This is a genomic window from Arthrobacter sp. 01T428 (assembly GCF_056398685.1).
Window position 1 is genome coordinate 21254 of sequence record NZ_JBFTPW010000019.1, and the last position, 23439, is coordinate 44692.

Genomic DNA, 23439 nt, shown 5'->3' on the forward strand with positions numbered 1-23439 from the left:
GGCAGGCATGAAGGTGTCGAGCTGGCCGGTGGGGGACCGACTTACGGGCGCCTAGCCGGTGACCTCATCGACAACCTGCAGACAGCATTATTAGGGTTCCGGTATGACGAGAACCTTCGAAGGGGCCTTCCAATCGTGGCGCGATGCGCCGCTTCCGCGGGGCAGTTCAATTGACCCTTTGGACGAGGTGCACGCGAACCTTGCGCTTTATGACACCTGGGTCGCCGAATCTGTCGTGCCGTTCATGGACCGAGGAATCTGGCAGCCTGCTGTTCACGACGTGCTAGGTGCGCTCGAGAACCTCGTAGGACAGGTCGAGGAACTGCGCTGCGCCGGAACAGAGGATCTAGAAGCAGTCTCCGCCTACCGGGCTTATGCGAACCTCCTCAAAACCGTCCATCGAGCATTTCTCCGGGAAGGTGGGAGAGAAGATGATCTCTGGGATCAACCAGCCAGCGCCGACAATCGTTCGAAGGCCAACGTTGCCCGGCGGCGAAGTTCCAGCTCATCGATTCCGCCAACCTTTATTAGCAGGTCAGGATCCGAACAGAAGTCGTCGACATCGGCAAACAAGCCGTCGAGCACATCGAAGATCTCCGGGGACCACTGAGTAGAGTCCTTCTTGTAAAGGGGAAGGAACACAACCTCGAACTCCTCGCCGCTGATGCGCCCATCGATAAGTAGCCGCAGCAAAACACCGTAAGGGGTCACAGCAAGCACCCAAGACGACCACCATTGTTTACCCATCAATGAGACCCTTCTCAACCGGCCGCGACATGAGATTGGCCGAAGCTTTCGACATGCTCGAACTCTACGTCGTCGCTCGATCATCGAGCATCGGTTTCGGATCCGTCCGGTGAAGGATCCACCAGCGTGCACTTTCTCCTGCGGGAAAACTCTTCGTTCGGAGGCTGTCGCCCGTAACCGTGCGCAGCTACGATGGCGGCATGGAACCAGCCGACGTGCGTAAGAGACTGTTGTGGTCGATCGTGGCGCTGTTCTGCTCAGTGCCATGGGCACTTCTGATCGTTGTTCACAGCGGCCAGCCTCCATGGATGAGCATCCTTTTTGCCGGGATTCTTGCCGGTCCTCACATCATCATTTGGCACCGATACCTATTCAGCCCTGGTCGGCCCTCAGCAGAACACAACAAACAACAGGACTGATCGGTAGCAGTGCACGGCGAGGGTAACCATTCCCGTCGACTGGCGCTTCGTGCCATGGCGAGCTTAAGGTCTTTCCCGGTGAGGCTGCCTTAAGACTTTCGACGGTGGGCGAAGTGCGGTCCGGGCTCCTCAATTGAAGGAGGAACCATGAGAACGATCCGTCTCATCAAGCGTCAGTTCCTCGAGATGCCCCAGCCTGCCAAAACCCTCTTCCGATGCTTCCTCGCGTTCTTCGCGCTCAGCTTTCTAGTTGGAGCGCTGAAGGGTCCGGAATGGTTGATGCTGCTGTTTGCCTTCATCACTGGACTCGCAATCTTCCTTTTTGGCCTCTGCATATTCAGGGACGTCAACGGCGTGGCAACGGGCTCGTCCCGCATGTACAAAGAGAGCAAAGGAATACCGCCCGAAGGCTTCACGCTAGCCGATGTCCCGACGATAAAATTCATGGGCTTCATCTACATGTGCATGGGAGCCCTGGCCTTTGTAGGCTTGGCAATCGAGGCATTCAGGTAGGCATACGGCACTCGGGGTGCGACACAAATGGACGCTTGCCTGTAGGAGCATCTCAGTAAAGGATCCCTTAGCGGGTCGAAGAGATCGGCTGGGTTACAGCTGCCTTCCCCTGCGGTCCCAATCTGCCCGGCGCGCCTCTTCCTCGTCCCAGAACGGCGCATCATTTCTGCGAACACGGAGCAGGTATACGAGGTAGACCGCGGTGATAACGAAAAGCCCCAAAGCCAGGAAGAAGGATGGAGGGTCCCACGGGCTCCGCCATACCAGGCCATTCAGAGCGAGCAGGACGCTAATGACAGTTTGGCCTGCCCACGCGCACAACATGAACCGAAAGGAGCCGCGAGTCATCCGAGGCTCCAATCGTTTGCGGCCGTCGCCGGTCTCGCTCATGTTGAGAGCCTAATACCGGTAGCGCCGTTTTGCTCCGGGCGTGCCAATTCACCTACTGGGCGACGCAAGGTTTGAACTTCGTTTTCCTTGTCGCGAGCTTGTGGTGGTTGCGCCGAGCCGCGAAGAGGCCGCCAACTCAAAGCTAGGTCATCGCGGGAAAGCGTCCGGTAAAGGATCCATCACTGGGACACTGAGCAGGGTCGATCCCGCCAGGCTACATTTACATCGTGGAGAGTCAGACCATCGTGAGGGCACGAGCAATCTTCCTTTGCGAGCAGACAGGGCTAATCCCGCCACACGAGCTGCCTGACTTTGCCACCGAACTCCTCGTCTTGGGGTACGACACCCCATCACTTCGCGAACTGGCAGGCCTTCCGAAAGGAGACCGGGCCGACGCAGCAGACATGTGGAACGCAGTCCGCGATGAACTCAGCGTCCGGCACGAAGACGATGAGGACGCGGCGAAGTTTCTCCTCAAATATTGGGCCCAGGAAATCGTCGAAGGACGGATTGACGTCCTCCCCGGGTCGAGGCTCATGTGCCGAGTCGGCTGGTTCCCTCTGGGACAGCCAACGGAGCTGAACGAGCTCGTGAACCTCCTGGATGTCTGGGACGAAATGCCGCAGCGCCGCGAGCGAACTGCCTCCGAGCTCCTCGGCTTCGCCCGGACGTTCTTGGGCCGCTGAAGCTAATCGAAGCCGCCCGTTGGACCATCCTTCACCGGACACCCGTTCCGTCGGCTGCCTACCTCAACTGTTGTGTTCGGCCAGTCTCATAATGAAGGACGCCATCGCATTCCAATGCGAACAATCTGTCGGCGACTTCCCGCGCCTGGGGCTCGCAGCAAGACATGGCGAAGAACCCCGGAGAGATGAAATCGAGGAGGCAACCTTGCTCGGCAAGTTCAGAGGCCAGGGGCTGCCAGGCGTTGGGGTCATCCGATTTCAGCAGGACTCTGAATGTGAAGTTGAGAGCGTCGCGCTTCACTCCGGTGGCAACGAGCGCATTCTCCGCCGATCGCATCACGTTCACGCGGTCGCCAAAGTTGACGTCATAGAGATACGCGGGGACTGCCAGGACAGTCGCCGTTCCGTCCTTTTCCAAGCGACCGCGAAGACCCTCCCACATCTGCTCCGTGTCAGGTTCAGGGGGTACCGCAAACCATAGGGTCTCTTGCGCTTCCTGAGCTTCTGGAAGGGGCTGGAGTGAGTCATCGCGCCAGTGTGCCACGACGCTGGGATGTTGCCGGTAGTCAGTCACCAGCTGAGACTACCCAACGAACGCATCCATGAGAGCGCTCCGGCGGACATGCCCTGTAATGCCTGATGAGGGAGCCCGAGCGAACCGTGCCGAAGAGGGATCCTTTACCGGGCACCAGGGTGTCAGGTGAACCACCGTCTTACGGACGGGTTCTGGAAGCCGGATGAGTATGACCTCCGCACCGCAAAATAACCACCATCCGGCAACCGGACGGCGTGAGCCTCGGGTACTGGGCCACGTTTGTCTGACTCTGGCGTTTGCCGGTCACGTCAGTTTCATGCGCCTTGCCCAAGTAGAATCCTCCATGGAAAGAGCGGGGGCGGCCTCGGTCGCCAGAAAGGGCACGGACTACATGAGCCAAGAACCGCAGCGGCTGACCGAGGAGACATCCAAGCGGCCCGACCTGACACCACGAGCAACTCGAACCTTTGCCTTTTCTTGGGATAAAGCAATGAGATCACGGCATTGGCGCTTTTGGATGGGACTTTTCGAGGCGGTATCTGGATTGTTCATGGGAGGGGTTATACTGCTCGCTTCCATCCCGGTCATCGGGCAAATACAGAACCTAAGGGTTTCAGAAGTGCAACGGCAGGCAGGATGGGTTGCGTCCATCATCGCCATAATCGTGGCCTTCAGCGTGGTGGCCATTGCTGGCGTGATCATCGGAGTCTGGAATCTCGTAACCATAAGGAGTACGGCAAGATCACCGTTGGTCGCGGCGATTTTAGTTTCCGCAGCGTCAATCGTGCTGCTGATGTTCTTCTGGGGCGAACCGTTCGATCCAATAAAAATCTCATTCGTCCTCTTGCACGTGCTGTTAAGCGTTTGGACCGTCGGAATCCTTCGGCTAACGAAGGACCTCGTTCCGTAACGCTGACAGGCCCGACCAGACCCGGCTCTCGTCCAGTCGATGTGATATGCCCGGCAAGGGATCGGCCTACGGACGCCGGTCCCAGTGTGTGGCCGGCGGCGTAAGGGCAACGTCGATGGCGGACTCGACTGCATCGCGGCGCGCGTCGGTCGATTGAACAAGAAGCGACTGGATAGCTTGGATTAGCGCCACAAGCCTGGGCGTTCGGATTGTTGAAAGGCGTTCCATCGAAGTGGCAAGCGATTCGGTGACGAGGACTTCTACGTGGTCTCCGACGGCGCCCGCGTAAGACCCGTCTGGAGCTACATAACTCCCTCCTATCGCGATGTCGCCCAGGAGCGCTAGCAGAGGTACGCGGATCCCCTCCGGAACATTGCCGGCCGCCACAGCTGCGATGAACGGCACTGCATAGGCCGTTGCCCGATAAACGGTGCCCTGATGGCAGATGTTCGAGTAAAGCCCGTCACTGATTGCCAAGGAAGAATCAGTTCGAAGTGCAGCCAACGATCGCGACACGTCGCCTGCGATGGCGAGTGACACGCCTCCGGCGACGCCCAGCGACACGACGCCTTTTCCGTAGCAGTGCTCCAGCCGACTCCAGTCGACCTGGTCGAGTTCGTCCAAAGCATCGAAGCCAGTCTTGTTCGGTTGATACAGAGCATCCATACAAGTGAGAGTAACCAGACACGAACGGTGAGTGACACGTGTCGCTACTCGGCGAGTCGGCGGCCCAAGCCATCACCTCGCTTGAATGAAATTCAAAATCCTCAACCCACGCCTACCGTTCGTCGAAGGATATCCGGAATACGAGCTTTCCGAAGTCCGGGTTTGATCCAAAGTCTGTGCACCTGTACCGGCGCCCGTTGTCGGCAAGGTGCTCCAGGATCATTCCTGAGGTGTGGCTTTGCGATCGGCGTCCCCGGCCAGAATCCCAGATGTTATAGAGAACCAGGGAACCGTCCGTCTCAAGAACGTCGATGAGGACTTCGGGCGGGGCCGAGTCTGTCCAGAGATTCAGCTGAGGCGAGGTGGCGCCGACAACGGACAACAAGCCGGCCGTTCCCAGGAACAGGCCTTGCCGCCACGCAGGATCGGCGCTCTCGAACGTCAGGCAAATCTTCTGGCCCGGGCGGACCTCCAAGGACTCAATAAGGATGGCAGGGTCCCCGCCGGGTCCTTGAACTGTTGAGCTGTAGCTCCTTGAGGGAAGCGTCCTTCGTGGTCGGGTCATATCTGCATGCTCCCATGCCCAAACACACTCCAGGCCATCTGGTGTGTGGCCGCCGGGCCGGGGCTAGGGGACCACGAGGTTGGGTTCTGCCCAGTCCGCCTCATTCTCCAAATCTAGCCCCGAGAGGTATCCGCTGTTACCCGTGCGAACCGTCCGGTGGGGGATCCCCTCACGCGCTGAGTGGATCGATCACCGTATCCTTGGTGCCTGTTAGCCGAACGTTGAGCTGGCTTTTTGCAGGCGGCCCGGTGGGCCATTCTCGTTGCGGAATGCTGCACGGCCTCGCGGTTTATGAGAGGCCACCTCTTTTGAAGAGGTCCGTCCACCGTTTCCTCCGAGGGCCCGTGTGGGCACGCGTCAGTTCACGCATCGCCTCGTAACGGGGTTGGTCCATGAATACGCCGAACCATCTCCATTGAACCCCGGACACGATGACGTCGCCACTCATTACGGACCCGTCGCGGTACTCGCCCGCCGGAGGCCGGGGAATACCCTTGGCGATCACCTCACCGATGTTCGCGCTGAACGCTGAGGCTTTCTGCGCTGTGAGGACACTAAACAGTTCCGGCCGTATCCTGGCCGGTCCCTGCCTGAAACGATTGGGAACTTCACTGTCGGTAAACAGGGGCGGTGCGGTGGCCATGAACTCTCGCGTCGGCAGCTCTCCTGCGTCATCCCATAGCAGCAGTTCCACCACCGGGTTTTCGGTGCCTTTTGGCCAGCCGGGTTTATGCCCTACCACCACCACGATCGCGCGCTTACCGCCCGGAGACCGCAGCAACACAGCATCACCGACGTCAAACGCCACACCGTGCGGCACCGGACGCTTCAAACGCTTCGGTGCCGGCTGCGGTCCGGCCAGCTTCCTCCGTAGCCTCTCCAGCACCTGCTGCCGCTGTTTAGCCAGGCCAGGGTCCTCCTCTTCCCAGCGGGCAACGTCGCCCCCGCGGTCAAGGATGTCCAGTGCCGTGTCCCGCACGTCGGGACGGAGTCGACCGGTCTCATGCTGGGCCGCGGCCAAGGCAAGCCAAAACACCACACCGTCGTCCGGCTCGTCTGCCTGCGCCGCATAAGAATTGATGAGCTTTGCCGTCAGTTCCTCGGGAGGGACTCGGTCGAGGATCCCGTCCCGCCAGTCCGCACGCACATCAGCAGCCACGTCATCGGAAAAAATCGCAGTACCCCAGCTACCCATGAAGACAGCATAAACACCACCACGCAACCATCACCGACCTCAGCGGATACAGACCCAGAGCTCAGAGCCCGACGACTTTCACAGACCGCCCGTCCAGCGCACAGCGCCGGCCAGTCTCATTTGAGCATCCTTTACCGGACGCTCTTGAGGTTCTGAACAAAATCTGTGTGCAGGGATTGGGGGCGCACCCTCGAAAATGCGACGTCAACAAGGCCCTCCCGGCTAGCTGTCGGGCGAAGCTGGGGGAAGGCCCGAGGAGCATATTGCCCATTGCTGGTTCCATAATCAATGCATGGACAGAAAGCAGCTCGAACTTACCCTCGCGGCAGAAGGTTTCTCACCGGATTCTTACGTCATGCACGGCAGCGACCGGAACGACACGTTGAACATCGAACAGCAAGGGTCCAAGTTCTTTGTCTATTACACAGAGCGTGGGTCTCGAAGCGATGAACACGAATTTCTTTCTGAAGCTGATGCTTGTGACTACTTCTTAGAATCAATGAGACGCGCCTACCCGAGGGCAAAACGCTCCGATTAACCAGCCGAGTCCGTAGACGAGTGGGGGAAGAATTCTGCCACCTGCCTGGCACGTGAGCACGAGAGGAGCCATCGCCCTTTGGGGTATCCTCCACCGGGACGGGGAGTGGTCGTTTCGGTGACGGCGCCGCGATGCGCCCCTTGAAGAGCCGTCCCTCTGCACATGGCATGGGCCTGGCCGAAGGATCCCCGCACCAATCCCGGGGTCAGGGATTTCCTGACCCGTGGATGACCACACTCACGGCACCTTCGTCGTATCCCGGAATAGCCCACGGGCGGCGAGCAAACTCATCCATGCGGTCGTTCGCGTCCTGCAACGACGACCTGAGGCGGTCGCCTTTCCCATCGATGGCGACAATGAAAGGGATTTCCTGGGTACGCCAGCGATCGGTGATGTTCGGAAGGATTGAAACGAATAGGTCCCCCACATCAGATGGAGTGGCCAGTCCCCGTGCAATCACGAGGTGGCCGTTGGTGTTTCCGAACCATTCAAGATCAGAGATGAGTGAAACTGCTGCGTCAAGTCCGGCTGTCCTGAAGGGGTACATGAACTCCTGAGCGAGGTAGTCCGCAAGAGCTGTCCTATCTGGCAGGCCTGTCAGGTCAAGTCGAAAGATCATCATTCCACGCATGAGGGCGTCATCTTCGAAGCGTTCGAACTGTGGCTCGTCCACGTCGAGGTGAATGGTGAACGGCTGCGAGAGGTCTATCGCGCTCATTGGTCCGATCCGAAAAGGTAGGTTGACGTGGTCCCAGCAGTCTATGGCGTTCTGATTCACCGGATTCCTCCTCGTTAATTGCCCTGGAACGGCCCGTTTGGCGTCCGGTCGGGCGGTCGCGCGCACCAAGCGAAGCAAGCACGTTAAAGGATCCGCCAGCGGACATCTTTCAGCCGTATGGACTGGCGAGCATTCCGGTCGGTAAGCCCGGCTTTCGGTGGTCAATTATGTCGGGGGCTCAGCCACTTCGGATGCCGATAGATCGACCTGCGCCGAGGGCGTGAGAGTTTGACGATTTCGAGCACGGGACCGGCAAGAAGGGGCCACGGATGAACGTCTGCACGACCCGAGCGCTCGTAAGCGATCATCAGTTCGGCACCTTCGAGGTAGATGTACCCCGCAAGAACTGTGCCGTGAATCGAGGTGCTGGGATCGCCCACGGTGATCTCGACTCGGTCCTCGCTGTCGATGAATTCGAGCAGGGCGGCACGGGCCTCCGGCTGCCACGCTTTTGGCCACGAGATTGACTCCATGGCACGATCGTCCCTCATGCCGAGCAACTGGCGGCGCCGCGACACGTACGGCAGGATCCGGGCCCTGCCCGAGCGGTCATCCCTTAGCGGGCCTCTAAGTAATAGTTACGGAAGCTCTTAGGAGCACGCAATCCCCTTGCGGACCGGGAGCGGTTGTGCAGACGACTTCGGAAACCGACACCAATGCGCGGGGAGTTTCCCAGTGAGGGGTGTCCTGTTCTAAGGAAGTGGGGACGAGGCTGTGACGAAAGCTTCGCCCCCTCACTCGATCGGCATGCCTGCCCAGTTGTGCGGGGTCCAGTCAACGGGATAACCGCACTCTTCCATCGAGAGGAGGACCGGGCCGGAATGGTGAGGTGACCAGAACGTCCACCACACGCTGGGGTCGGTGGTGACGATCTCGACCTCCCACACGATGGGCGGAAGCAGGTGCCGCCGCCGCTTGGAGAAGACCTCCTTGACCTCGCTCCGTGGCACTATCCAGGGGCCGATGTGGAAAAGGTTCAGGCCGCGGCCGTGGAACTCCAGTTGTTCCGGGGTGACGACGAAGCGTATCCAGGGAGGGCCGGCTTGAAACCGGTAGTTGCTGTAGCCACCGCCGATGAACTCGTATCGAAGTGCCGGAGCAAAGATGCCGTTATCGGTGTCCTCCACGGATGTCAGCCTAGGCTCTATTCCTGCCTGCCGTAAGGGGCTGCGCCGGGCAGCGGGCGGCCCGTGGGAGCGGACTCGGTGTCGCCGCACACATACGGACCATGACGAACCCGACGAGCGTTTAGGGCACCTGACGCGGGGCTTTCAATGGAAACGGCACCAGCGAATACGAAGCTTCAGCAGCCTTTGAACTCATATGCCATTTCAACACTCCAGTTGCGGCCCGGCTTCATCAGGGTTCGGTTGCCCGTAAGACCATCGGCTTACGGGCGCCAGGGGTGACATTTAGCGCTGCGAGAATGCCGCCACTTATCGCTGCGATTCACAAGCATTTAAGCGAGATAGACGCCGGTCCGGCATGATGGTGCCATGCTCGTGGAGAAGATTCAGCGCTGGGGTGATGTCACCTTTGGCGCCCCAGCTTCAGCCGACGCTATCCAAGCGTGCGAAGCCCAACTCGGGCACAGACTCCCTGATCACCTTCGGCAGCTCCTTGCTGAGACGAATGGCATCGAGGGTGAGTACGGACTTGGCCTGCTTTGGAGCTCGCCGCGATCCTCGGCTCACTCGCAGGCACATCCAGATTGGGAGGCGGGCTCGCCACCGACGCCGGGGTGATCAACGTGGGGTCCCCGTTCGCCGCACTGGGCTCATTCCTCTCCGCCAGCAGCTTCGTGGCCACGTGCCTCGGCGCAGTGCTCTGCCTTAGCGTTGCACTCACGGCCGTTCCATGGACCGCCCGGGCCCGGCAACTCACCATCAAGACCGCGCCATGATCATCACCCTTTCCACGACCGGCGGAACGCCGGCAGAACAGATACACGACCAGATCCGCGGCCTCATCACCACCGGGGCACTCGCTGCAAACGAACGCCTCCCATCGGTCCGGCAACTCGCCGCCGATCTCCGGGTCGCCCCCGGCACCGTCGCCAAGGTCTACAAGCAACTCGAAGAAGAACAACTCGTTGAAACTCGAATCGGAGCCGGCACGCGGGTCAGCCCACACGCCACAGCAATTTCCAAAGACGTCTCCCGAGCCGCCCGGAAGCTCATCGACACCTGCAAGCGTGACAACCTCGAACTCAGCGAAGTCCTCCAGGTCATCCGCGCCACCTGGTAACCGCCGATCCTCTGCACGCAAAAGGATGGCTAAACGGACACACCAAGGAGTCACCACTGGCTTACATGGCGTCCGTGGCGAAGCGTCGTATTTTCAAAATTCAAGCGATCTCGGGGGAACTTGGTCTAGTTCCTGGGAGCATCCGGGCCGTTTGCGCCTCGGATTTCCCCAATTCGAAGCCTCAAAAAGGTAATGGCAAGCATCAGCACTCAGATGGCAAGCACGGAGAACTGGCGCCGGCCCCGATCACGTATTCCGCGTCATCTCGAACAGTTGATCGGCCAGTTCATCCAGCCGCGTCCGGGCTGACTCCGTAGCCTCCTTTGAGGCCGCCGTGAGTGGGAGATCAAAAAGGCCGCCCATACCCAAGACAATCGAGTGAAGCTCCGCGATCGTTAGCTTCACCGTTTCCGGGGACTCGGCGGCTTCGAGCGCCTGCTCGCGGTCAGCAAGCCAAGCTGCCTTCGACGCTTGACCATGAGCGTCAAGGAGTTCTCGGATAGCGGCGAGGACGCGCGCCAATTCAATGGTGATCATCCGAGCGTCCTCGCGGCCATTTGTCGGAGAACTGCACGGGGGTCGACCCCTTGAGGTATGAGCGCCTGGTAACCCCTCACCACCGGAAATTCGACCGTTGTACATCGTGGCATCCCTTCGAGCGAATCAGCCGGCCATTGCCTTGAGCCCTTCTTCCCGTGCTCATTATCGGGGTACGCCATAATGCCACCGTACAACGCGGCAAGTCGCTCAGGAGCCTGTTTCCGATAGTTCACTTTTCAGTCGTTGCATGCCCGTAAGCCGATCGGCTACCGGGCGGACTTGGCCATTTTATGACTCGGTCGGTGCCGATCCCGTGTCTCTCGACTCGCCGGGGTCGTCTCCAATTCCTCGAGGCTGGCCATCAGGCGAAGGACCGTAAGATCTCTGCATGAATGCTTTCGACTCCGAGGCAGATCTTGAGCACGATCTAGACTTCCGCCTATTGATTAATACGGCGGTCTCGTTGTTCTATCGGCGGCATGTGTTCGATGAGACAACCACATGGCTGGCCGAACAAGGCTACCAGGTCACTATTTTGGACGCATCATCGTGGTCAAGCGAGGCGGAAATGCACGGGGCGATCTCCGAGACGCTTGATTTCCCGAGCTACTACGGCCATAACTTAGACGCCCTGAATGACTGCCTTCGGGATGTCATCTCGCATGACTTCGTGCTGGCGTTCCTCGGATACGACGCCTTCGCATTGGCTTGTCCCCGGACGGCGCAGACCCTTCTGGATATCATCGCCCAGCGCTCCCGCGAAGCGGCTCTATTCGGGCACAGGATGGTCTGCCTTGCGCAGAGCAGTGATCCCAGGATTAGTTTTGATCCAGTCGGCGCCACACCTGTCCTCTGGAATGACGAGGAGTGGCTTGATTCGAAGCGGCTCGCGCCACGAGTGGACACTGGCGACTAGTCGAGCACGCGCGGCGCCGTCACCGAAACGATCAGTCCCCCGTCCCGGTAAAGGATCGGCTAACGGGCACCCAGGGTGACATCTATCCGACGCATCACACCCCTCGTCGTGGCATTGAGTTGTTCGTTGCCCTGTGCGGCAAAATAGCAGGATGCCTCTTGCCAATCTGCTTGCCAGCCTCAGGACACTTCCTGAATCGGGATTACGGGACGCGTATCTGCAGTTCCTGAACTTGGCGGTGGACGCCGCGTTGCGTCGAAATGGTGGGCCGGAGCATGTCACCGGGTCCTGCTTCGTGTTTTCGCCTGAATTCGATCGTGTTCTGTTGTGTTTCCATCGCAAGGGGCAGTTCTGGGTGCAGTTCGGCGGTCACGTCGAGTCGAACGACGCGTCGGTGGCGGAAGCTGCCCAGAGGGAGGCCCGCGAGGAGTCCGGAATTGATGACCTGGTTCTGCTTTCTCCAGCAATCGTGGATCTTGACCGACACGATCTGCATGGGGGATTCTCATGTACCGCCCATTGGGATGTGGGGTTCGCCGCGACAGCAAACCCGGATGTGGAAATCGCCGTGAGTGAAGAAAGCGATGACGTCCGCTGGTTCCCGATCAATGAATTACCAGTTCAAGTGCCGGCAGACTTCTGCGCGCGCTTGGAACGCGCGCGGCGTACGGCGATGTCACTGAGTGGGACGCGGATCGGTTAACAGTGCACGACAAGCTCGGTGTTGAGGCGGCCATCCGTGATGTTTCGGCTGCGACGGGACTAATGTTGACCGATGATTGAACCGCGCCAACTCAGTGAGAGCGTCAGCATGCGTGTACTGCGCGTCAGTGATGCGGCGGCGCTTGCGGCCGCATATGTGCGCAACCGTGCCTACCTTTCACCGTGGGAGCCGCTACGGCCCGAGGAGTACTACACCGAGACCTGGCAGTCCGCCGACATTGCGAACCGCCTCGTTGCGCACGAAACCGGGGAAGCGCATCCGCTCGGCCTGTTCGACGGCGATCGACTCATCGGTCGATTCAACGTGGCAGGAATCGTCCGTGGGCCCTTCCAGAGCGCGGGGCTCGGTTACTGGGTGGACAGCGAGTACGCAGGCCGCGGGCTGGCGTCCGCTACGGTCCAGGCGATAGTCGAAATGGCGCGCGACGAACTCGGACTGCACCGCATCGAGGCGAGCACTCTTCTCCACAACTCTGCCTCGCAGCGGGTGCTGCTAAAGGCCGGATTCCAGAAGATTGGTATGGCACCGCGATACCTGCAGATCGCCGGAAAATGGCAAGACCACAACCTCTACCAAGTGGTCCTTCACGACTGAAGGTCAGCCTGCGACCATGAACACGTCCACCGGATCCTCGGTCTCCAAGACAAAGCCGTGGCGTTCGTAGAGGCGTCGGGCCGGGCTGCCCTGGAGCACGTTGAGACGGAATGGCCGGTGGTCCTTGGACTCGCCCATGATCCGCCGGAGCACGCCGGCACCAAGCCCTTGCCCCTGGAACTCCTGAGCGACGTAGAAGTGTTCGATCCACAGAGCGTCGGATTCCGGGCGGACGGCGATAACACCGGCAGCTTGGCCTTCCACGGCAATGACAAACGTGTGTTCCGGCTGGAACGCCTTCAAGAAACGCTCCCTGACGCGGACCGGATCCCAACGCCCTAGCCGCTCCAAATCGGGTCGCATGACGACGGCGCGCAGTTCCGCGATCCACGCGGCATCGGCGGGCAGGGCGGGGCGGAGCGAGAATTCGGCAGGCACCTGACAATCTAAGCCCAACTGATGCACTAACCCGTAAGCACCCGCAACGGATCGCCCCGCAACCACGCCCGGACGTCCTCGAAGGCCTCCCCGTAGAAGCGGGCGTAGCTTTGCGACGTGACGTAACCCAGGTGCGGCGTCAGGACTGTTCGCGGGGCCGTGAGCAGGGGGTGGTCCGCCGGCAGGGGCTCGACGTCGTACACGTCCAGGGCCGCTCCGCCGAGCCACCCCTCGTTCAGTCCGCGGAGGAGGGCGGACTCATCCACTATCGGTCCACGCGAAGTGTTGACCAGGACACCGTTGGGCCCGAGGAGCCGCAGTTCGTCCTCCCCGACGAGCCCCCGGGACCGCTCCGACAGCCGCACGTGGACGCTAACGACGTCGGACTCCCGGAAGAGTGCTTCCTTGCCCACCTTGCGCGCACCCGCCGCAGCCGCGGTTTCCTCCGTGAGATTGGGACTCCAAGCAATGACCTCCATGCCAAACGCCTTGCCGTAGCCGGCGATTTTGCTCCCGATCTTACCGAGTCCAAGTACTCCTAAGGTCTTCCGGGACAGTTCGAAACCCACGGTGCTCTGCCAATTTCCGGCGCGCAGCCGGCGGTCCTCGAACGGCACTTTCCGTGCGAAAGCCAGGAGCAGGGCCCACGTGAGCTCGGGCGCCGCGGCCGGCGAGCCGCCCGTCCCGCAGACCGTGACGCCCTGCTCCTCGGCCGCGAGTAGATCGATGGCCGCGTTGGCCATCCCGGTGGTGACCAGGAGCTTCAGCTTCGGCAGTTGCCGGAAGAGCCCGGCGTCGAAAGTGGTCCGTTCACGCATTGCCATGATGATGTCGAAGTCGCGGAGCGAGTCCGCGACGTCCGCCAATGGCTCCGTGAAAACCGTGACATCGACGCCGTCGTCGGCGAGCTCGGCCCACGGCGCGTAGTCGAAGGCCACAGCTTGGTAGTCGTCGAGGATGGCAAGGCGCTGGCCCATGGAACTCCCTTTCGCTTGTCCGGTCCGCAGCGGTTCCGGATACGTGGAAAGTTACACCCCGGAGCCGGCGCTAGCTCTTCGGAAGGCCCGGCGGGTTCAGTTCCGACTTCGCGATACCCTCTGAAGACAACCCCCAGCGGTCCAAGATCTTTCCATACGTGCCGTTTTGGATCAGTTTGTTGAGGGCTGCCTGGGCTGCAACGGCAAGACCGTTGCCCTTCTTGGTGGTGAAGGCAATGTCCGCCTTAAGAGGCCAGCCGCCGTTGACTGTTCCCACCTGCTTGGTCTTGCCGTCCTTTGCGGCCTTGTACGCCGCTCCAGCGTTCGGGCCGAACGTCAGGTCCGCGCGGCCGGATTGCACGGCGAGCGAGGAAGCCGAGTCGTCGTCGTAGTACTGGAATTCAACCGGCTTCAAGCCGTTCTTCTTGTTCTCGGCGTCCCAGCGCAACAGGATTGCTTCCTGGTTGGTGCCCGAGCCCACAATGATCCGCTTGCCCGCCACGTCCTTGGCTTCCTTGATCTCACCGATCGGGGAGTCGCTCTTGGCGTAAAAGCCCAGGAGGTCCGTGCGATAGGTGGCGAAGTCGAACTTCTCCTTACGCGCCTCCGTGACCGTGACGTTGGAGAGGACGGCCTCGTACTTGCCCGATTCAATACCCAAGGGCCAATCGGCCCAAGCCACGGGAAGGACCTCAACCTTTAGGCCCAAGGTTTCTCCGACTGCGTAGGCGAGGTCGACTTCGTTGCCGATGAGGGTCTTGTTGTCCGTCGCGAAGAGGCTCAACGGAGCGGTGCCGCCTGTGGTCACCACGGTGAGTTTGCCGTCAGCCTTGATGGCCTCCGGGACGAGCGCCGCAGCGGCGTCGTCCTTGGTGATAGGGAAGCGGTTCTGCTCCGGCGACAGGTTGAAAGTCTTGCCCGCGGAAGCGGACGACGACGGCGCTGACGCCGCTGAGGCGCCCGGGTCAGAGCAAGCGGCGAGGCCGAGAGTCGTGGTCACGGCGAGTGCCAGTACGGCGCCTGTTTTGAGTCGTGAAATAGCCATGGAATCCCCTTCGAAAGTGATGGATGGTGTGCGTTGCTGCAACTATCCGGCAGCGACAAGAGCCGGTCAAAGCGCTCTGAAACGCGGGGATACAAGGGTTAACTGGGGTTCATTCGAGGTCCCGAAGGGTCACAAAACAACCGCGGTGTAGGCTTCCCACACAACTGCCGACACATGAGGAGATTTTTCGTGAGCAACGAGCAAACCCTGGTCAATCAGGCGCTGGAAGCTTACGCAGCCGCTGTCCACGCGAAGGACGTTGACGCATTCGCGGCGCTCTACAACGACAACGTCCACATCTACGATTCCTGGGGGCAATGGCAATACACGGGAATCGAGTCTTGGCGGTCGATGGCGGCCGAATGGTTCTCTTCGCTCGGCGACGAGCGCGTCCAGGTCGAGTTCAACGATGTGCAGTATCTTCGCGAGCTGAGACGGAAGCCACGCAAGCTGGAGAAATAACCCGGGCACCGCCGTCGTTGTCGCAAGAGTGGTTGGGAAACCGGCCCCTTGAACGAAACCACCTTCGAAAGGCCGGCACCAACGTGACAGTTCCCCTCTCCATCCTCGACCTGGCAATCATTGGCAAAGGCCAGACGGCGGCGGAGAGTTTCGCCGGGAGCGTCGCCATGGCGCAACTGGCCGAACGGCTCGGCTACCGACGGATTTGGTACGCGGAGCACCACAACATGGGCTCGATCGCTTCCTCGGCTACGAGCGTGCTGATTGCCCATATCGCGGCCAACACCAGCACTATCCGGCTCGGTGCAGGCGGCGTCATGCTGCCCAACCACTCGCCGCTCGCCATCGCAGAGCAGTTCGGCACCCTTGAGACGCTGCACCCGGGCCGCATCGACCTCGGCCTCGGACGGGCACCCGGCAGCGACCAGAACACCATGCGTGCACTCCGCCGCGATCCCATGGCCGCGGACACCTTCCCTCAGGATGTGCTGGAGCTGCAGGGCTACCTCACGGGACCCACCCGGATCCAAGGGGTCGAAGCGACACCGGGCAAGGGCACCAACGTGCCGCTCTACATCCTCGGGTCCTCGCTGTTCGGCGCGCATTTGGCGGCGCAGCTCGGCCTGCCCTACGCCTTCGCCTCGCACTTCGCACCCAATGCGCTGCAGGACGCCGTCGTCGTCTACCGCCGCGAGTTCAAGCCGTCCGAGCAGCTGCAGGAGCCATACGTGATCGCGGGCGTCAACGTCGTGGCCGCGGATTCGGCGGCTGAAGCCCAACGGCTCTTCCTTGAGGTCAAGCGGGACCGCGTCTCCCGTTTCCTGGGCGGTGGACGCGAGTTCACCGACGCCGAAGCGGACCTCATCCTCGATTCGCCCCAAGGCCAGCACATCGCGCAAATGGTGAAGTACTCGGCAGTGGGTACGCCGGAAGTCGTGCGGGATTACCTTGACGAGTTTGCCCGCCACGCCGACGCCGACGAACTGATCGTCGCCCACCAAAGCACGGGCACGGAGCAGCGCCTGCGTTCGGTGGAGCTGGTGGCGGAGGCCGTGGGGCTGACGCGGGTGTAAGGACTGAGCGATCGGCGCGGCAGTTATCCGGAAGCGTGCGTCTAAGCGAGGAACGAGCGAGCACGCGGAGGATGGCTGTTGTGCCGATCAAACTCGTTACACCCCGGCAATACGCGGGTCATGGAGGCGAAACCCGCCGGGCGGAAACTGGACGAATCCACCCCGGAAGGATCGTCCCCATGGCTACTCCGCTCAATTTGTCCGTGGCCGATTCGGCACTGCTGACAAAATCGCTTCCGCTGGGTCTCCTGCGGACGGCAGTCCAATCCGAGGCCGCGCACGATGGAATCACTCCGGAGCTGCTCGCGGAACTGAGGATGCTGGCCCGCACTCCGGGACTCCTGGTGGCCTGCAACTACGGTGGAACACTCTGCGCCGCGGAAGGCGTATCCACTGAGACACTCCCGTTGGGGAGTGCCGCCGTCGCTCTCCGGGCACTGGCAGCGCTGCCGAACACGCACACTGCCGTCATCTCCGGCAGGTCGCTGCGGGACCTTGCCGCAGTGTCGCGGCTGCCGGCGGAAGTCCACTTGGTGGGCTCGCACGGCGCCGAGTTCGACATGACCTACGCGTACAGCATCTCGATGGCCACGGAAGCCGTCCTTCAACAGGCAGCCACGGCCCTCAACGAATCCATTGGCTTCGAAAAGGGCATCAGCATCGAGCGCAAGCCCGTGGCGGTAGCCATCCACACCCGGCCGGCCACGCCTGCCGTGGTCGCCAGGGTGACCCGGGAGGCGCACCAGATCGCCCGTGAAGTGGGACTGTTTTTCATTGTGGACGGATCCGTTCTGGACCTGTCCATCGTGGAACCCTCCAAAGACGCCGCGCTGGAGCATCTGCGCACACAGTTGGGGGCCAGCGCGGCCCTGTTTGCCGGCGACGCGGACAGCGATGAGCTCGCGATCGCCACCTTGCGGGGCCCGGACCTTGGCCTGCACGTCGGAGACGGAGAAACCAAGGCGCGCCATCGTTTGCCGGACCCGGAATCCTTCGCCAAAGTGCTCGCCATCCTGTTCGAACTGCGCCGAGCGTGGCTGTTCGGCGAGGACGCAGTGGGGCTGGAGCGGCATTCGATGATCGGCAACGGGACCTCGACGGCGCTGCTCACCCCGGAGGCCAAGATCTGCTGGATGAGCCATCCCCTCCCGGATTCAGGGTCCTTGTTCGCGCACATCCTGGGTGGAGACCCGGCCGGCCACTTCAGTGTGGAACCGGTCAAGGCGTCGAAGGTGCTGGGCCAGCGCTACGTGGACAACACCATGATCGTGGAGACGCGCTGGGCGGACGTCACGGTCACCGACTACCTTGAGCCGGCACCGGACGGCATCACCAGCCTGGTCCGTGTCCTCTCCGGAACCGGCAGCGCGCGGATTGTTTTCGCCCCGCGGCCGGACTACGCCAACGCTCCGTTCAACATGGAGATCCGCGGCGAAGAACTGCACGTCGTGGGCACCTCGGATCCCATTATCCTGTTCGCCCCCGGAGTGTCCTTCACGGTCACGAGCGACGGCAAGCACGGAACCGCCACCGCTGAAGTCAGCCTCGCGTACGGTCCTATCGTCATGAACCTGAGGTGCGGAGACACTGAGCCGACGACGCCGGACCCCGCCGGAGAGCTTGCCCGGCGGGCCGCCGTCGCGCACCAATCCCGGCAGTGGGTCCGTGGGCTGGAACTGCCCGACATGAAACCTTCGTTGGTGCGGCGCTCGGCACTGGTCCTCAAGGCGCTGGTGCACGAGCCGACCGGGGCCGTCCTCGCGGCTCCAACCACGTCGCTGCCGGAAGGGATCGGCGGCACCCGCAACTGGGACTACCGCTACTGCTGGCTCCGCGACGGCTCCATGACGGTCAATGCGCTCGTGGACCTGGGTTCCACCGAGGAGGCAGACGGGTTCCTCCGCTGGCTCGGCCGCATCCTCGAGAACGCGCCCGGGCCGGAATGGCTGCACCCCCTGTACTCCGTGACCGGCTCCCCGCTGTCCACCGAGGCAATTATCGAGAGCCTGCCCGGTTACGCCGGCTCACGGCCCGTGCGGATCGGGAACGCAGCCGACCACCAAGTGCAGCTGGACGTCTTCGGCCCGATCGCCGAACTCATCCAGACCCTCAGCAGACGCCGCGGCACGCTGCCGGACGAGCACTGGAAACTCATGGAGCAGATGGCGTCGGCCGTGCTGGCCCGCTGGCACGAACCGGACCATGGCATCTGGGAAGCCCGGCGCGCGCCTCGGCACCATATCTACACCAAGGTGATGTGCTGGGTGACGCTGGACCGGGCGATGCACACGGCGGTCCGGTTCCGCCGTCCCATCGGGGCCGAATGGGAGGAAACGGCCAACACCATCCGCTCGGAGGTCCTCCGGGAGGGTTGGGATGATTCCGCGAGCTCCTACACCGTGGCCTACGACAGCCCCGACCTGGACGCGGCTGTCCTGCACATCGGACTTTCAGGCCTGCTGGACGTCCGCGACCAGCGCTTCCTGGACACCGTCACCGCCGTCGAGCGGGAACTGCGGGTGGGTCCCACCGTGTTCCGGTACAGGTACGACGACGGCCTGCCGGGTTTGGAGGGCGGGTTCCACATCTGCACCACCTGGCTGATTGAGGCGTATCTGGCGGTGGGCCGGCTGGACGATGCGCTGGAGTTGTTCAACCAGCTGGTGGCGCTCTTCGGTCCTACCGGGCTGCTTCCCGAGGAGTTCGATCCCGGCACGGAAACCCACTTGGGAAACCACCCGCAGGCGTATTCGCATTTGGGCTTCATCCGCTGCGCGCAGCTCCTGGACAGGTATCTGGATTCGGTGGACGAAGAGTAGGCGCAAGGACACCAGCCAGCCGCCCCACCCAACTGACTCGCACTTAATGTCGTTTTCGGCGCCCAAAACGACAACAAATGCGAGTCAGTTGGGCTTAGGTAAGCAGGAGGGCCACGGCGATCATTGCCGGGACGGCCACCACCGTGGTGATCAGGACCGTATCCTTGGCCACGGTGATTCCCGTGTTGTAGCGGCTCGCCGCCACGAACACGTTCTGCGCGGTGGGCAGGGCCGCCGTGACCACCACGGCGAACAACGCATGCGCTTCCAGGCCCAGCGCGAAGCGGGCGAACAGGTACGCCATCGTGGGGTGGACAAAGAGCTTGAAACCGCTGGCCAGGAGGGCATCCGTCCGGCGGCCCGTGTCCTTCTGCAGGGGCCGCGAACCATTCAAGCTCATCCCGAAAGCCATCAGCATCGCGGGAATTGCGGCACCGCCGATCAAATGGATCGGCTCCATGATGAGCGAAGGCACCTGCCAGCCCGTCCCGGCGACCACCAAACCGAGGGCGGATCCTACGATCATCGGGTTCCGGACGATCATCAGGACGAAGCGCAGGGGAGTGGTGCGGTGGCTGCTGGTGCTGGCATCGAGCGCCATCAGGTACATGGGCGTGAAGAACGCGAGCTGGAAGATCAGCAGGGGCGCCACATAGCTGGCGTCGCCGAGGACGAACACCGCGATAGGGATGCCGAGGTTCGCCGAGTTGGCTAGCGAAGCGCTCATGGAGGACATAAGCGATTCGGGCAGGGAACGTTTGAGCCAGAACTTCACGACGATGAAGAAAAGGCTGCCTGTGGCGACGGCGCCCACCGCCGTGACCAGGAGTGGAGCGGCGAAGACATCGTGAAGACGGGCCTTGCCCAGGGTTTCAAAGAGAAGCGCAGGGCTCGCGACGAAGAAAGTCAGGCCGCTGAGGACCGAACGCGCATTGTCCCCCAGGATCCCGCGCTTGCCGACGAACATGCCCACCAGGATGATGGCCCACACCACGAAGAACCCGGAAAGGACGCCCAGCACTACGACATCCGGCGGGGGACGGGCGCGGGGCGGCGTGGGTTCACAGTCCCAGCCTAAATCAGCTTTATTCGCCCGTAAGGCACGACGGCGGCATGTTCCGCCATGTGGACCACGTAAGGAGGTGCCCCGCGACTACGGGAAGCCTAGTTCAGCTGGGCGTTGTTGAGGGCGTGCGGCGGGCGCATGATGCCCGGAGTGATGCCTTCGGCGGGATCGCTGCCGAGTTGGACGATCTTGTTGGCCCTGTCCACATGGACAACCTTGGGCTGGTAGGCCTTGGCTTCTTCGGTGGTCATCTCCGCGTAGGTGATGAGGATGACGACGTCGCCCACGTGCACCAAGTGCGCCGCGGCCCCGTTGATGCCGATGACGCCGGAGCCGCGTTCACCGGCAATGGTGTAAGTCTCCAGGCGCGCGCCATTCGTCACGTCAACAATGGAGACGAGCTCGCCGGGGAGAATATCCGCAGCATCCAGCAGATCCAGGTCGACCGTCACTGAACCTACATAGTGCAGATCGGCATGGGTCACCGTGGCACGGTGGATCTTGGACTTAAACATTGTGCGGTTCATAACGTGACAAGTTTAGCGTGTGGCCGCCCGATCGCCGGGTGATGCCTGACACACGCTAGGCCTTGGCGGCGGCCTTCCGTGCCTGCCGCCTCTTCAGCGAGCCGTAGCCAGCGATCAGTTTGGGGACAACGAGGTAGACGGCGGTAGGCACCACAACAAGGGTCAGGACGAGGGCGCGCAGCGCGGGGTGCCATGACTCCGTGAGCGGAGCGAGGATCGTCATGCCGATCGCCACGAGGGGGAAAATGGCCAGCCAGGTGATCACGGCACGCATATGCACCGACGGTGTGTGCATGGAAGGCAGATGCGCAGAGTGCGCGTGTGCGGCCGGCTCGGCAAACGCCGCAACCGCGGCGCTGTCCGCGGATGCGGCAACGGGGATTTGGGTGTTCATGACATTCTCCAACTAATTGGTTGCTTTCGGCGTGAGTTCAGACTAGACCCCACCCTCGAAAACTGCAACTACTTGGTTGGAATCTGTTAAGGTGGACACATGGCATGGGATACCGAGCGGACCAAGCGACTCCTCCTTGAGGCGGCGACTGCCGAGTTTTGCCAATTCGGACTCGCCGGCGCCAGGGTGGACCGCATCGCTGCTGCGGCCGGAGTCAACAAGGAACGCATCTATCAGTACTTCGGTAAGAAGGATCTTCTCTTCGACGCCGTGATCGCGTCCCAGCTCAGCAAAGTGGTGGACGAAGTCCGCATCGAGGGCGCCGGTCCCGAAGCCTTGGCCGATTACGCCGGACGCCTGTTCGACCATCACCACCAGGACGCCACCCTTCCGAGGCTGCTGTTTTGGGAGGGTCTGGAGCGGGGCGAATATGTGGTGAACCGTCCGGACCGGGCCGCGAACTGCAGGAACAAGGTTGACGGTGTCATCCGGGCCATGCCGGGGACGTCCAAGGAAGACGCGGCCGATCTGATGCTCACCATCATTGCGTTGTGTGACGCGTGGCCGGTACTGCCCGAGCTGGATGGCCTCATGGCCGGCAGCAAGGGGCCAATGAGGGCGGAGCGGCGCCGGAAGGCGATCGTCCGGACCGTCCTTCTCGCCGCGCAGGCGCTCGCCCCGGAGCGCAGCGCGGTTTAGCCACGCGCGGTTTGGTGGCGCTTGCTACGCCTGCTTATTGAGTGTTCTGCCGATGATCGCCTGCGTCAGCGCATCCACCACCTCGGCGTTCGCCAAAGGGTTGCGGATCAAGGTGAAGTCGACGTCGCCCACGGGCGGGAGGTCGAAGCGCTTGGTGATCACCGTGAGGTCCTCGGGAACCAACGACGACGGCATCACGGCGACGCCGATGCCCGCGCGCACCGCTGCCAGGACACCGGCGATCTGCTTGGTCGAGCAGGTGACCCGCCACGTCCGGCCCATGGCCTCCAGCGCGTCGATGGCCAGTTTCCGGCTGACGCTCGGAGCCGGATAGCAGATCAGCGGCACGGGGCTGGCCGGGTCCAGCACCGTTTGTTCGACCCCGACCCAGGCAAATTTGTCGTGCCGCACCACCGTGCCGTCCTTCGCCTCGCCCACCCACTTCACGAAGACGAGATCCAACTGGCCCGCATTGACCCGTTTGTAGAGCTGGTCGCTCTGGCTGACCGTGAGTTCAAGGTTGATCTGGGGGTACAGCTGCCGGAACTCGCGCAGGATCCGAGGCAGCCCCGTGATCGCGAGGTCGTCGGCGGTTCCGAACCTCAAACGGCCGCGCATGGCTGAACCGGAAAAGTACCTCGCCGCGGAATCGTGCGCTGAGAGGATGTTGCGGGCAAAGCCTGCCATGGCGTCGCCATTGTCGGTGAGCCGGACATCCCGGGTGTCGCGGGCTACGAGCGCCCGTTTGGCCGCCATCTCCAGCTTTCGCACATGCTGGCTGACCGTGGGTTGGGCCAGGCCGAGGCGCTCGGCTGCCTTCGTGAAACTCAAAGTCTCGGCCACGGCCAGGAAGGACCGCAGCTGCACGGGTTCGAACACGGGACTCCTTGGATAGCTACCTTCACCGCCGCTCACGCCGGTGTATTGCACTTCGCAATGCTAGTTATACGGCCAATTCACTTCCATAATCACCGCG

31 protein-coding genes are annotated in these 23439 nt (G+C 61.8%); 14 read left to right on the plus strand and 17 right to left on the minus strand.

What is annotated here, in order from left to right; translation table 11 throughout:
- Nucleotides 1-444: 444 nt before the first annotated feature.
- The gene (locus AC1DJB_RS18025; protein ID WP_306963217.1) at nucleotides 445-747 is read right to left on the minus strand and encodes a colicin immunity domain-containing protein; all 303 of its coding nucleotides are present in this window, start codon (nucleotides 745-747) and stop codon (nucleotides 445-447) included.
- A 566-nt stretch (nucleotides 748-1313) separates the two neighbouring features.
- Between AC1DJB_RS18025 and AC1DJB_RS18030 the strand changes: the two genes are divergently transcribed.
- Nucleotides 1314-1679, plus strand: a complete 366-nt coding sequence (locus AC1DJB_RS18030; protein WP_306963215.1) for a hypothetical protein — start codon at nucleotides 1314-1316, stop codon at nucleotides 1677-1679.
- A gap of 93 nt (nucleotides 1680-1772) precedes the next feature.
- On the opposite strand, the gene AC1DJB_RS18035 is transcribed toward AC1DJB_RS18030, so the two are convergent.
- A complete protein-coding gene (locus tag AC1DJB_RS18035) occupies nucleotides 1773-2069 on the minus strand; it encodes a hypothetical protein (RefSeq protein WP_306963213.1) in 297 nt (98 codons plus the stop codon).
- A gap of 227 nt (nucleotides 2070-2296) precedes the next feature.
- On the opposite strand from AC1DJB_RS18035, the gene AC1DJB_RS18040 reads away from it, so the two are divergent.
- The gene (locus AC1DJB_RS18040) at nucleotides 2297-2755 is read left to right on the plus strand and encodes a hypothetical protein (RefSeq protein ID WP_306963212.1); all 459 of its coding nucleotides are present in this window, start codon (nucleotides 2297-2299) and stop codon (nucleotides 2753-2755) included.
- A gap of 58 nt (nucleotides 2756-2813) precedes the next feature.
- On the opposite strand, the gene AC1DJB_RS18045 is transcribed toward AC1DJB_RS18040, so the two are convergent.
- Nucleotides 2814-3329 (minus strand): DUF4265 domain-containing protein, encoded by a 516-nt coding sequence (locus AC1DJB_RS18045; protein ID WP_306963210.1) that lies wholly within the window; start codon nucleotides 3327-3329, stop codon nucleotides 2814-2816.
- Nucleotides 3330-3492: 163 nt separating this feature from the next.
- On the opposite strand from AC1DJB_RS18045, the gene AC1DJB_RS18050 reads away from it, so the two are divergent.
- Entirely contained in the window at nucleotides 3493-4200 is a 708-nt protein-coding gene (locus AC1DJB_RS18050; protein ID WP_441432981.1) for a hypothetical protein, read from the plus strand.
- A gap of 66 nt (nucleotides 4201-4266) precedes the next feature.
- Here the strand turns inward: AC1DJB_RS18050 and AC1DJB_RS18055 are convergent, their stop codons facing one another.
- The 3 genes from AC1DJB_RS18055 to AC1DJB_RS18065 all read right to left on the minus strand — a co-directional run bounded on the left by AC1DJB_RS18055 (nucleotide 4267) and on the right by AC1DJB_RS18065 (nucleotide 6626).
- Nucleotides 4267-4866: a hypothetical protein gene (locus tag AC1DJB_RS18055; RefSeq protein ID WP_306963207.1), complete on the minus strand. Its 600-nt coding sequence runs from the start codon at nucleotides 4864-4866 to the stop codon at nucleotides 4267-4269.
- Nucleotides 4867-4978: 112 nt separating this feature from the next.
- Complete coding sequence (locus tag AC1DJB_RS18060; protein WP_306963206.1) at nucleotides 4979-5431, minus strand: hypothetical protein; 453 nt, start codon at nucleotides 5429-5431, stop codon at nucleotides 4979-4981.
- Nucleotides 5432-5720: 289 nt separating this feature from the next.
- Nucleotides 5721-6626, minus strand: a complete 906-nt coding sequence (locus AC1DJB_RS18065; RefSeq protein WP_476910617.1) for a hypothetical protein — start codon at nucleotides 6624-6626, stop codon at nucleotides 5721-5723.
- A gap of 292 nt (nucleotides 6627-6918) precedes the next feature.
- Here AC1DJB_RS18065 and AC1DJB_RS18070 point away from each other — a divergent pair, with 292 nt between their 5' ends.
- On the plus strand, nucleotides 6919-7164 hold the full coding sequence (locus AC1DJB_RS18070; RefSeq protein WP_306963201.1) for a hypothetical protein: 246 nt from the start codon (nucleotides 6919-6921) through the stop codon (nucleotides 7162-7164).
- Nucleotides 7165-7369: 205 nt separating this feature from the next.
- On the opposite strand, the gene AC1DJB_RS18075 is transcribed toward AC1DJB_RS18070, so the two are convergent.
- From AC1DJB_RS18075 to AC1DJB_RS18085, 3 genes are all read right to left on the minus strand, one after another.
- Nucleotides 7370-7942, minus strand: a complete 573-nt coding sequence (locus AC1DJB_RS18075; RefSeq protein WP_306963200.1) for a hypothetical protein — start codon at nucleotides 7940-7942, stop codon at nucleotides 7370-7372.
- Nucleotides 7943-8103: 161 nt separating this feature from the next.
- Complete coding sequence (locus AC1DJB_RS18080; protein ID WP_306963198.1) at nucleotides 8104-8415, minus strand: hypothetical protein; 312 nt, start codon at nucleotides 8413-8415, stop codon at nucleotides 8104-8106.
- Nucleotides 8416-8676: 261 nt separating this feature from the next.
- The gene (locus AC1DJB_RS18085) at nucleotides 8677-9069 is read right to left on the minus strand and encodes a hypothetical protein (protein ID WP_306963196.1); all 393 of its coding nucleotides are present in this window, start codon (nucleotides 9067-9069) and stop codon (nucleotides 8677-8679) included.
- A gap of 369 nt (nucleotides 9070-9438) precedes the next feature.
- On the opposite strand from AC1DJB_RS18085, the gene AC1DJB_RS18090 reads away from it, so the two are divergent.
- The 3 genes from AC1DJB_RS18090 to AC1DJB_RS18100 are packed head-to-tail and all read left to right on the plus strand — an operon-like array spanning nucleotide 9439 to nucleotide 10189.
- Entirely contained in the window at nucleotides 9439-9687 is a 249-nt protein-coding gene (locus tag AC1DJB_RS18090; RefSeq protein ID WP_306963194.1) for an SMI1/KNR4 family protein, read from the plus strand.
- On the plus strand, nucleotides 9609-9845 hold the full coding sequence (locus AC1DJB_RS18095; RefSeq protein WP_306963244.1) for a hypothetical protein: 237 nt from the start codon (nucleotides 9609-9611) through the stop codon (nucleotides 9843-9845). The genes AC1DJB_RS18090 and AC1DJB_RS18095 overlap by 79 nt, the downstream gene beginning before the upstream one ends.
- Nucleotides 9842-10189: a GntR family transcriptional regulator gene (locus AC1DJB_RS18100; protein ID WP_306963192.1), complete on the plus strand. Its 348-nt coding sequence runs from the start codon at nucleotides 9842-9844 to the stop codon at nucleotides 10187-10189. Before AC1DJB_RS18095 ends, AC1DJB_RS18100 begins: the two co-directional genes overlap by 4 nt.
- A gap of 246 nt (nucleotides 10190-10435) precedes the next feature.
- Here the strand turns inward: AC1DJB_RS18100 and AC1DJB_RS18105 are convergent, their stop codons facing one another.
- Complete coding sequence (locus tag AC1DJB_RS18105) at nucleotides 10436-10726, minus strand: hypothetical protein (RefSeq protein WP_306963190.1); 291 nt, start codon at nucleotides 10724-10726, stop codon at nucleotides 10436-10438.
- A 391-nt stretch (nucleotides 10727-11117) separates the two neighbouring features.
- Here AC1DJB_RS18105 and AC1DJB_RS18110 point away from each other — a divergent pair, with 391 nt between their 5' ends.
- The 3 genes from AC1DJB_RS18110 (at nucleotide 11118) to AC1DJB_RS18120 (ending at nucleotide 12963) form a co-directional block, all read left to right on the plus strand.
- Complete coding sequence (locus AC1DJB_RS18110; RefSeq protein ID WP_306963188.1) at nucleotides 11118-11645, plus strand: barstar family protein; 528 nt, start codon at nucleotides 11118-11120, stop codon at nucleotides 11643-11645.
- A 151-nt stretch (nucleotides 11646-11796) separates the two neighbouring features.
- On the plus strand, nucleotides 11797-12348 hold the full coding sequence (locus AC1DJB_RS18115; RefSeq protein ID WP_084784651.1) for an NUDIX hydrolase: 552 nt from the start codon (nucleotides 11797-11799) through the stop codon (nucleotides 12346-12348).
- Nucleotides 12349-12420: 72 nt separating this feature from the next.
- Nucleotides 12421-12963, plus strand: a complete 543-nt coding sequence (locus AC1DJB_RS18120; RefSeq protein WP_059389822.1) for a GNAT family N-acetyltransferase — start codon at nucleotides 12421-12423, stop codon at nucleotides 12961-12963.
- A gap of 3 nt (nucleotides 12964-12966) precedes the next feature.
- Here AC1DJB_RS18120 and AC1DJB_RS18125 read toward each other — a convergent pair whose 3' ends face one another.
- The 3 genes from AC1DJB_RS18125 to AC1DJB_RS18135 form a co-directional block, all read right to left on the minus strand.
- A complete protein-coding gene (locus tag AC1DJB_RS18125) occupies nucleotides 12967-13401 on the minus strand; it encodes a GNAT family N-acetyltransferase (RefSeq protein WP_253257512.1) in 435 nt (144 codons plus the stop codon).
- 26 nt (nucleotides 13402-13427) lie between these two features.
- A complete protein-coding gene (locus AC1DJB_RS18130; RefSeq protein WP_306963184.1) occupies nucleotides 13428-14378 on the minus strand; it encodes a D-2-hydroxyacid dehydrogenase family protein in 951 nt (316 codons plus the stop codon).
- A 70-nt stretch (nucleotides 14379-14448) separates the two neighbouring features.
- Nucleotides 14449-15423, minus strand: coding sequence for an ABC transporter substrate-binding protein (locus AC1DJB_RS18135; protein ID WP_059389824.1), 975 nt, complete (start codon nucleotides 15421-15423; stop codon nucleotides 14449-14451).
- A gap of 189 nt (nucleotides 15424-15612) precedes the next feature.
- On the opposite strand from AC1DJB_RS18135, the gene AC1DJB_RS18140 reads away from it, so the two are divergent.
- From AC1DJB_RS18140 to AC1DJB_RS18150, 3 genes are all read left to right on the plus strand, one after another.
- Nucleotides 15613-15885, plus strand: coding sequence for a nuclear transport factor 2 family protein (locus AC1DJB_RS18140; protein ID WP_306963181.1), 273 nt, complete (start codon nucleotides 15613-15615; stop codon nucleotides 15883-15885).
- A gap of 83 nt (nucleotides 15886-15968) precedes the next feature.
- Complete coding sequence (locus tag AC1DJB_RS18145; RefSeq protein ID WP_476910618.1) at nucleotides 15969-16958, plus strand: LLM class flavin-dependent oxidoreductase; 990 nt, start codon at nucleotides 15969-15971, stop codon at nucleotides 16956-16958.
- Nucleotides 16959-17137: 179 nt separating this feature from the next.
- Entirely contained in the window at nucleotides 17138-19777 is a 2640-nt protein-coding gene (locus AC1DJB_RS18150; RefSeq protein WP_441437939.1) for a trehalase-like domain-containing protein, read from the plus strand.
- 94 nt (nucleotides 19778-19871) lie between these two features.
- On the opposite strand, the gene AC1DJB_RS18155 is transcribed toward AC1DJB_RS18150, so the two are convergent.
- The 3 genes from AC1DJB_RS18155 to AC1DJB_RS18165 all read right to left on the minus strand — a co-directional run bounded on the left by AC1DJB_RS18155 (nucleotide 19872) and on the right by AC1DJB_RS18165 (nucleotide 21764).
- A complete protein-coding gene (locus AC1DJB_RS18155; RefSeq protein ID WP_059389827.1) occupies nucleotides 19872-20798 on the minus strand; it encodes an AEC family transporter in 927 nt (308 codons plus the stop codon).
- A 143-nt stretch (nucleotides 20799-20941) separates the two neighbouring features.
- Complete coding sequence (panD, locus tag AC1DJB_RS18160; protein ID WP_172465683.1) at nucleotides 20942-21370, minus strand: aspartate 1-decarboxylase; 429 nt, start codon at nucleotides 21368-21370, stop codon at nucleotides 20942-20944.
- A 55-nt stretch (nucleotides 21371-21425) separates the two neighbouring features.
- Nucleotides 21426-21764 (minus strand): putative antibiotic biosynthesis monooxygenase, encoded by a 339-nt coding sequence (locus tag AC1DJB_RS18165; protein ID WP_284991136.1) that lies wholly within the window; start codon nucleotides 21762-21764, stop codon nucleotides 21426-21428.
- A gap of 99 nt (nucleotides 21765-21863) precedes the next feature.
- On the opposite strand from AC1DJB_RS18165, the gene AC1DJB_RS18170 reads away from it, so the two are divergent.
- Complete coding sequence (locus AC1DJB_RS18170; RefSeq protein WP_441432975.1) at nucleotides 21864-22463, plus strand: TetR/AcrR family transcriptional regulator; 600 nt, start codon at nucleotides 21864-21866, stop codon at nucleotides 22461-22463.
- Nucleotides 22464-22487: 24 nt separating this feature from the next.
- Here the strand turns inward: AC1DJB_RS18170 and AC1DJB_RS18175 are convergent, their stop codons facing one another.
- Nucleotides 22488-23342, minus strand: a complete 855-nt coding sequence (locus tag AC1DJB_RS18175; protein ID WP_059389831.1) for a LysR substrate-binding domain-containing protein — start codon at nucleotides 23340-23342, stop codon at nucleotides 22488-22490.
- Nucleotides 23343-23439: the final 97 nt, after the last annotated feature.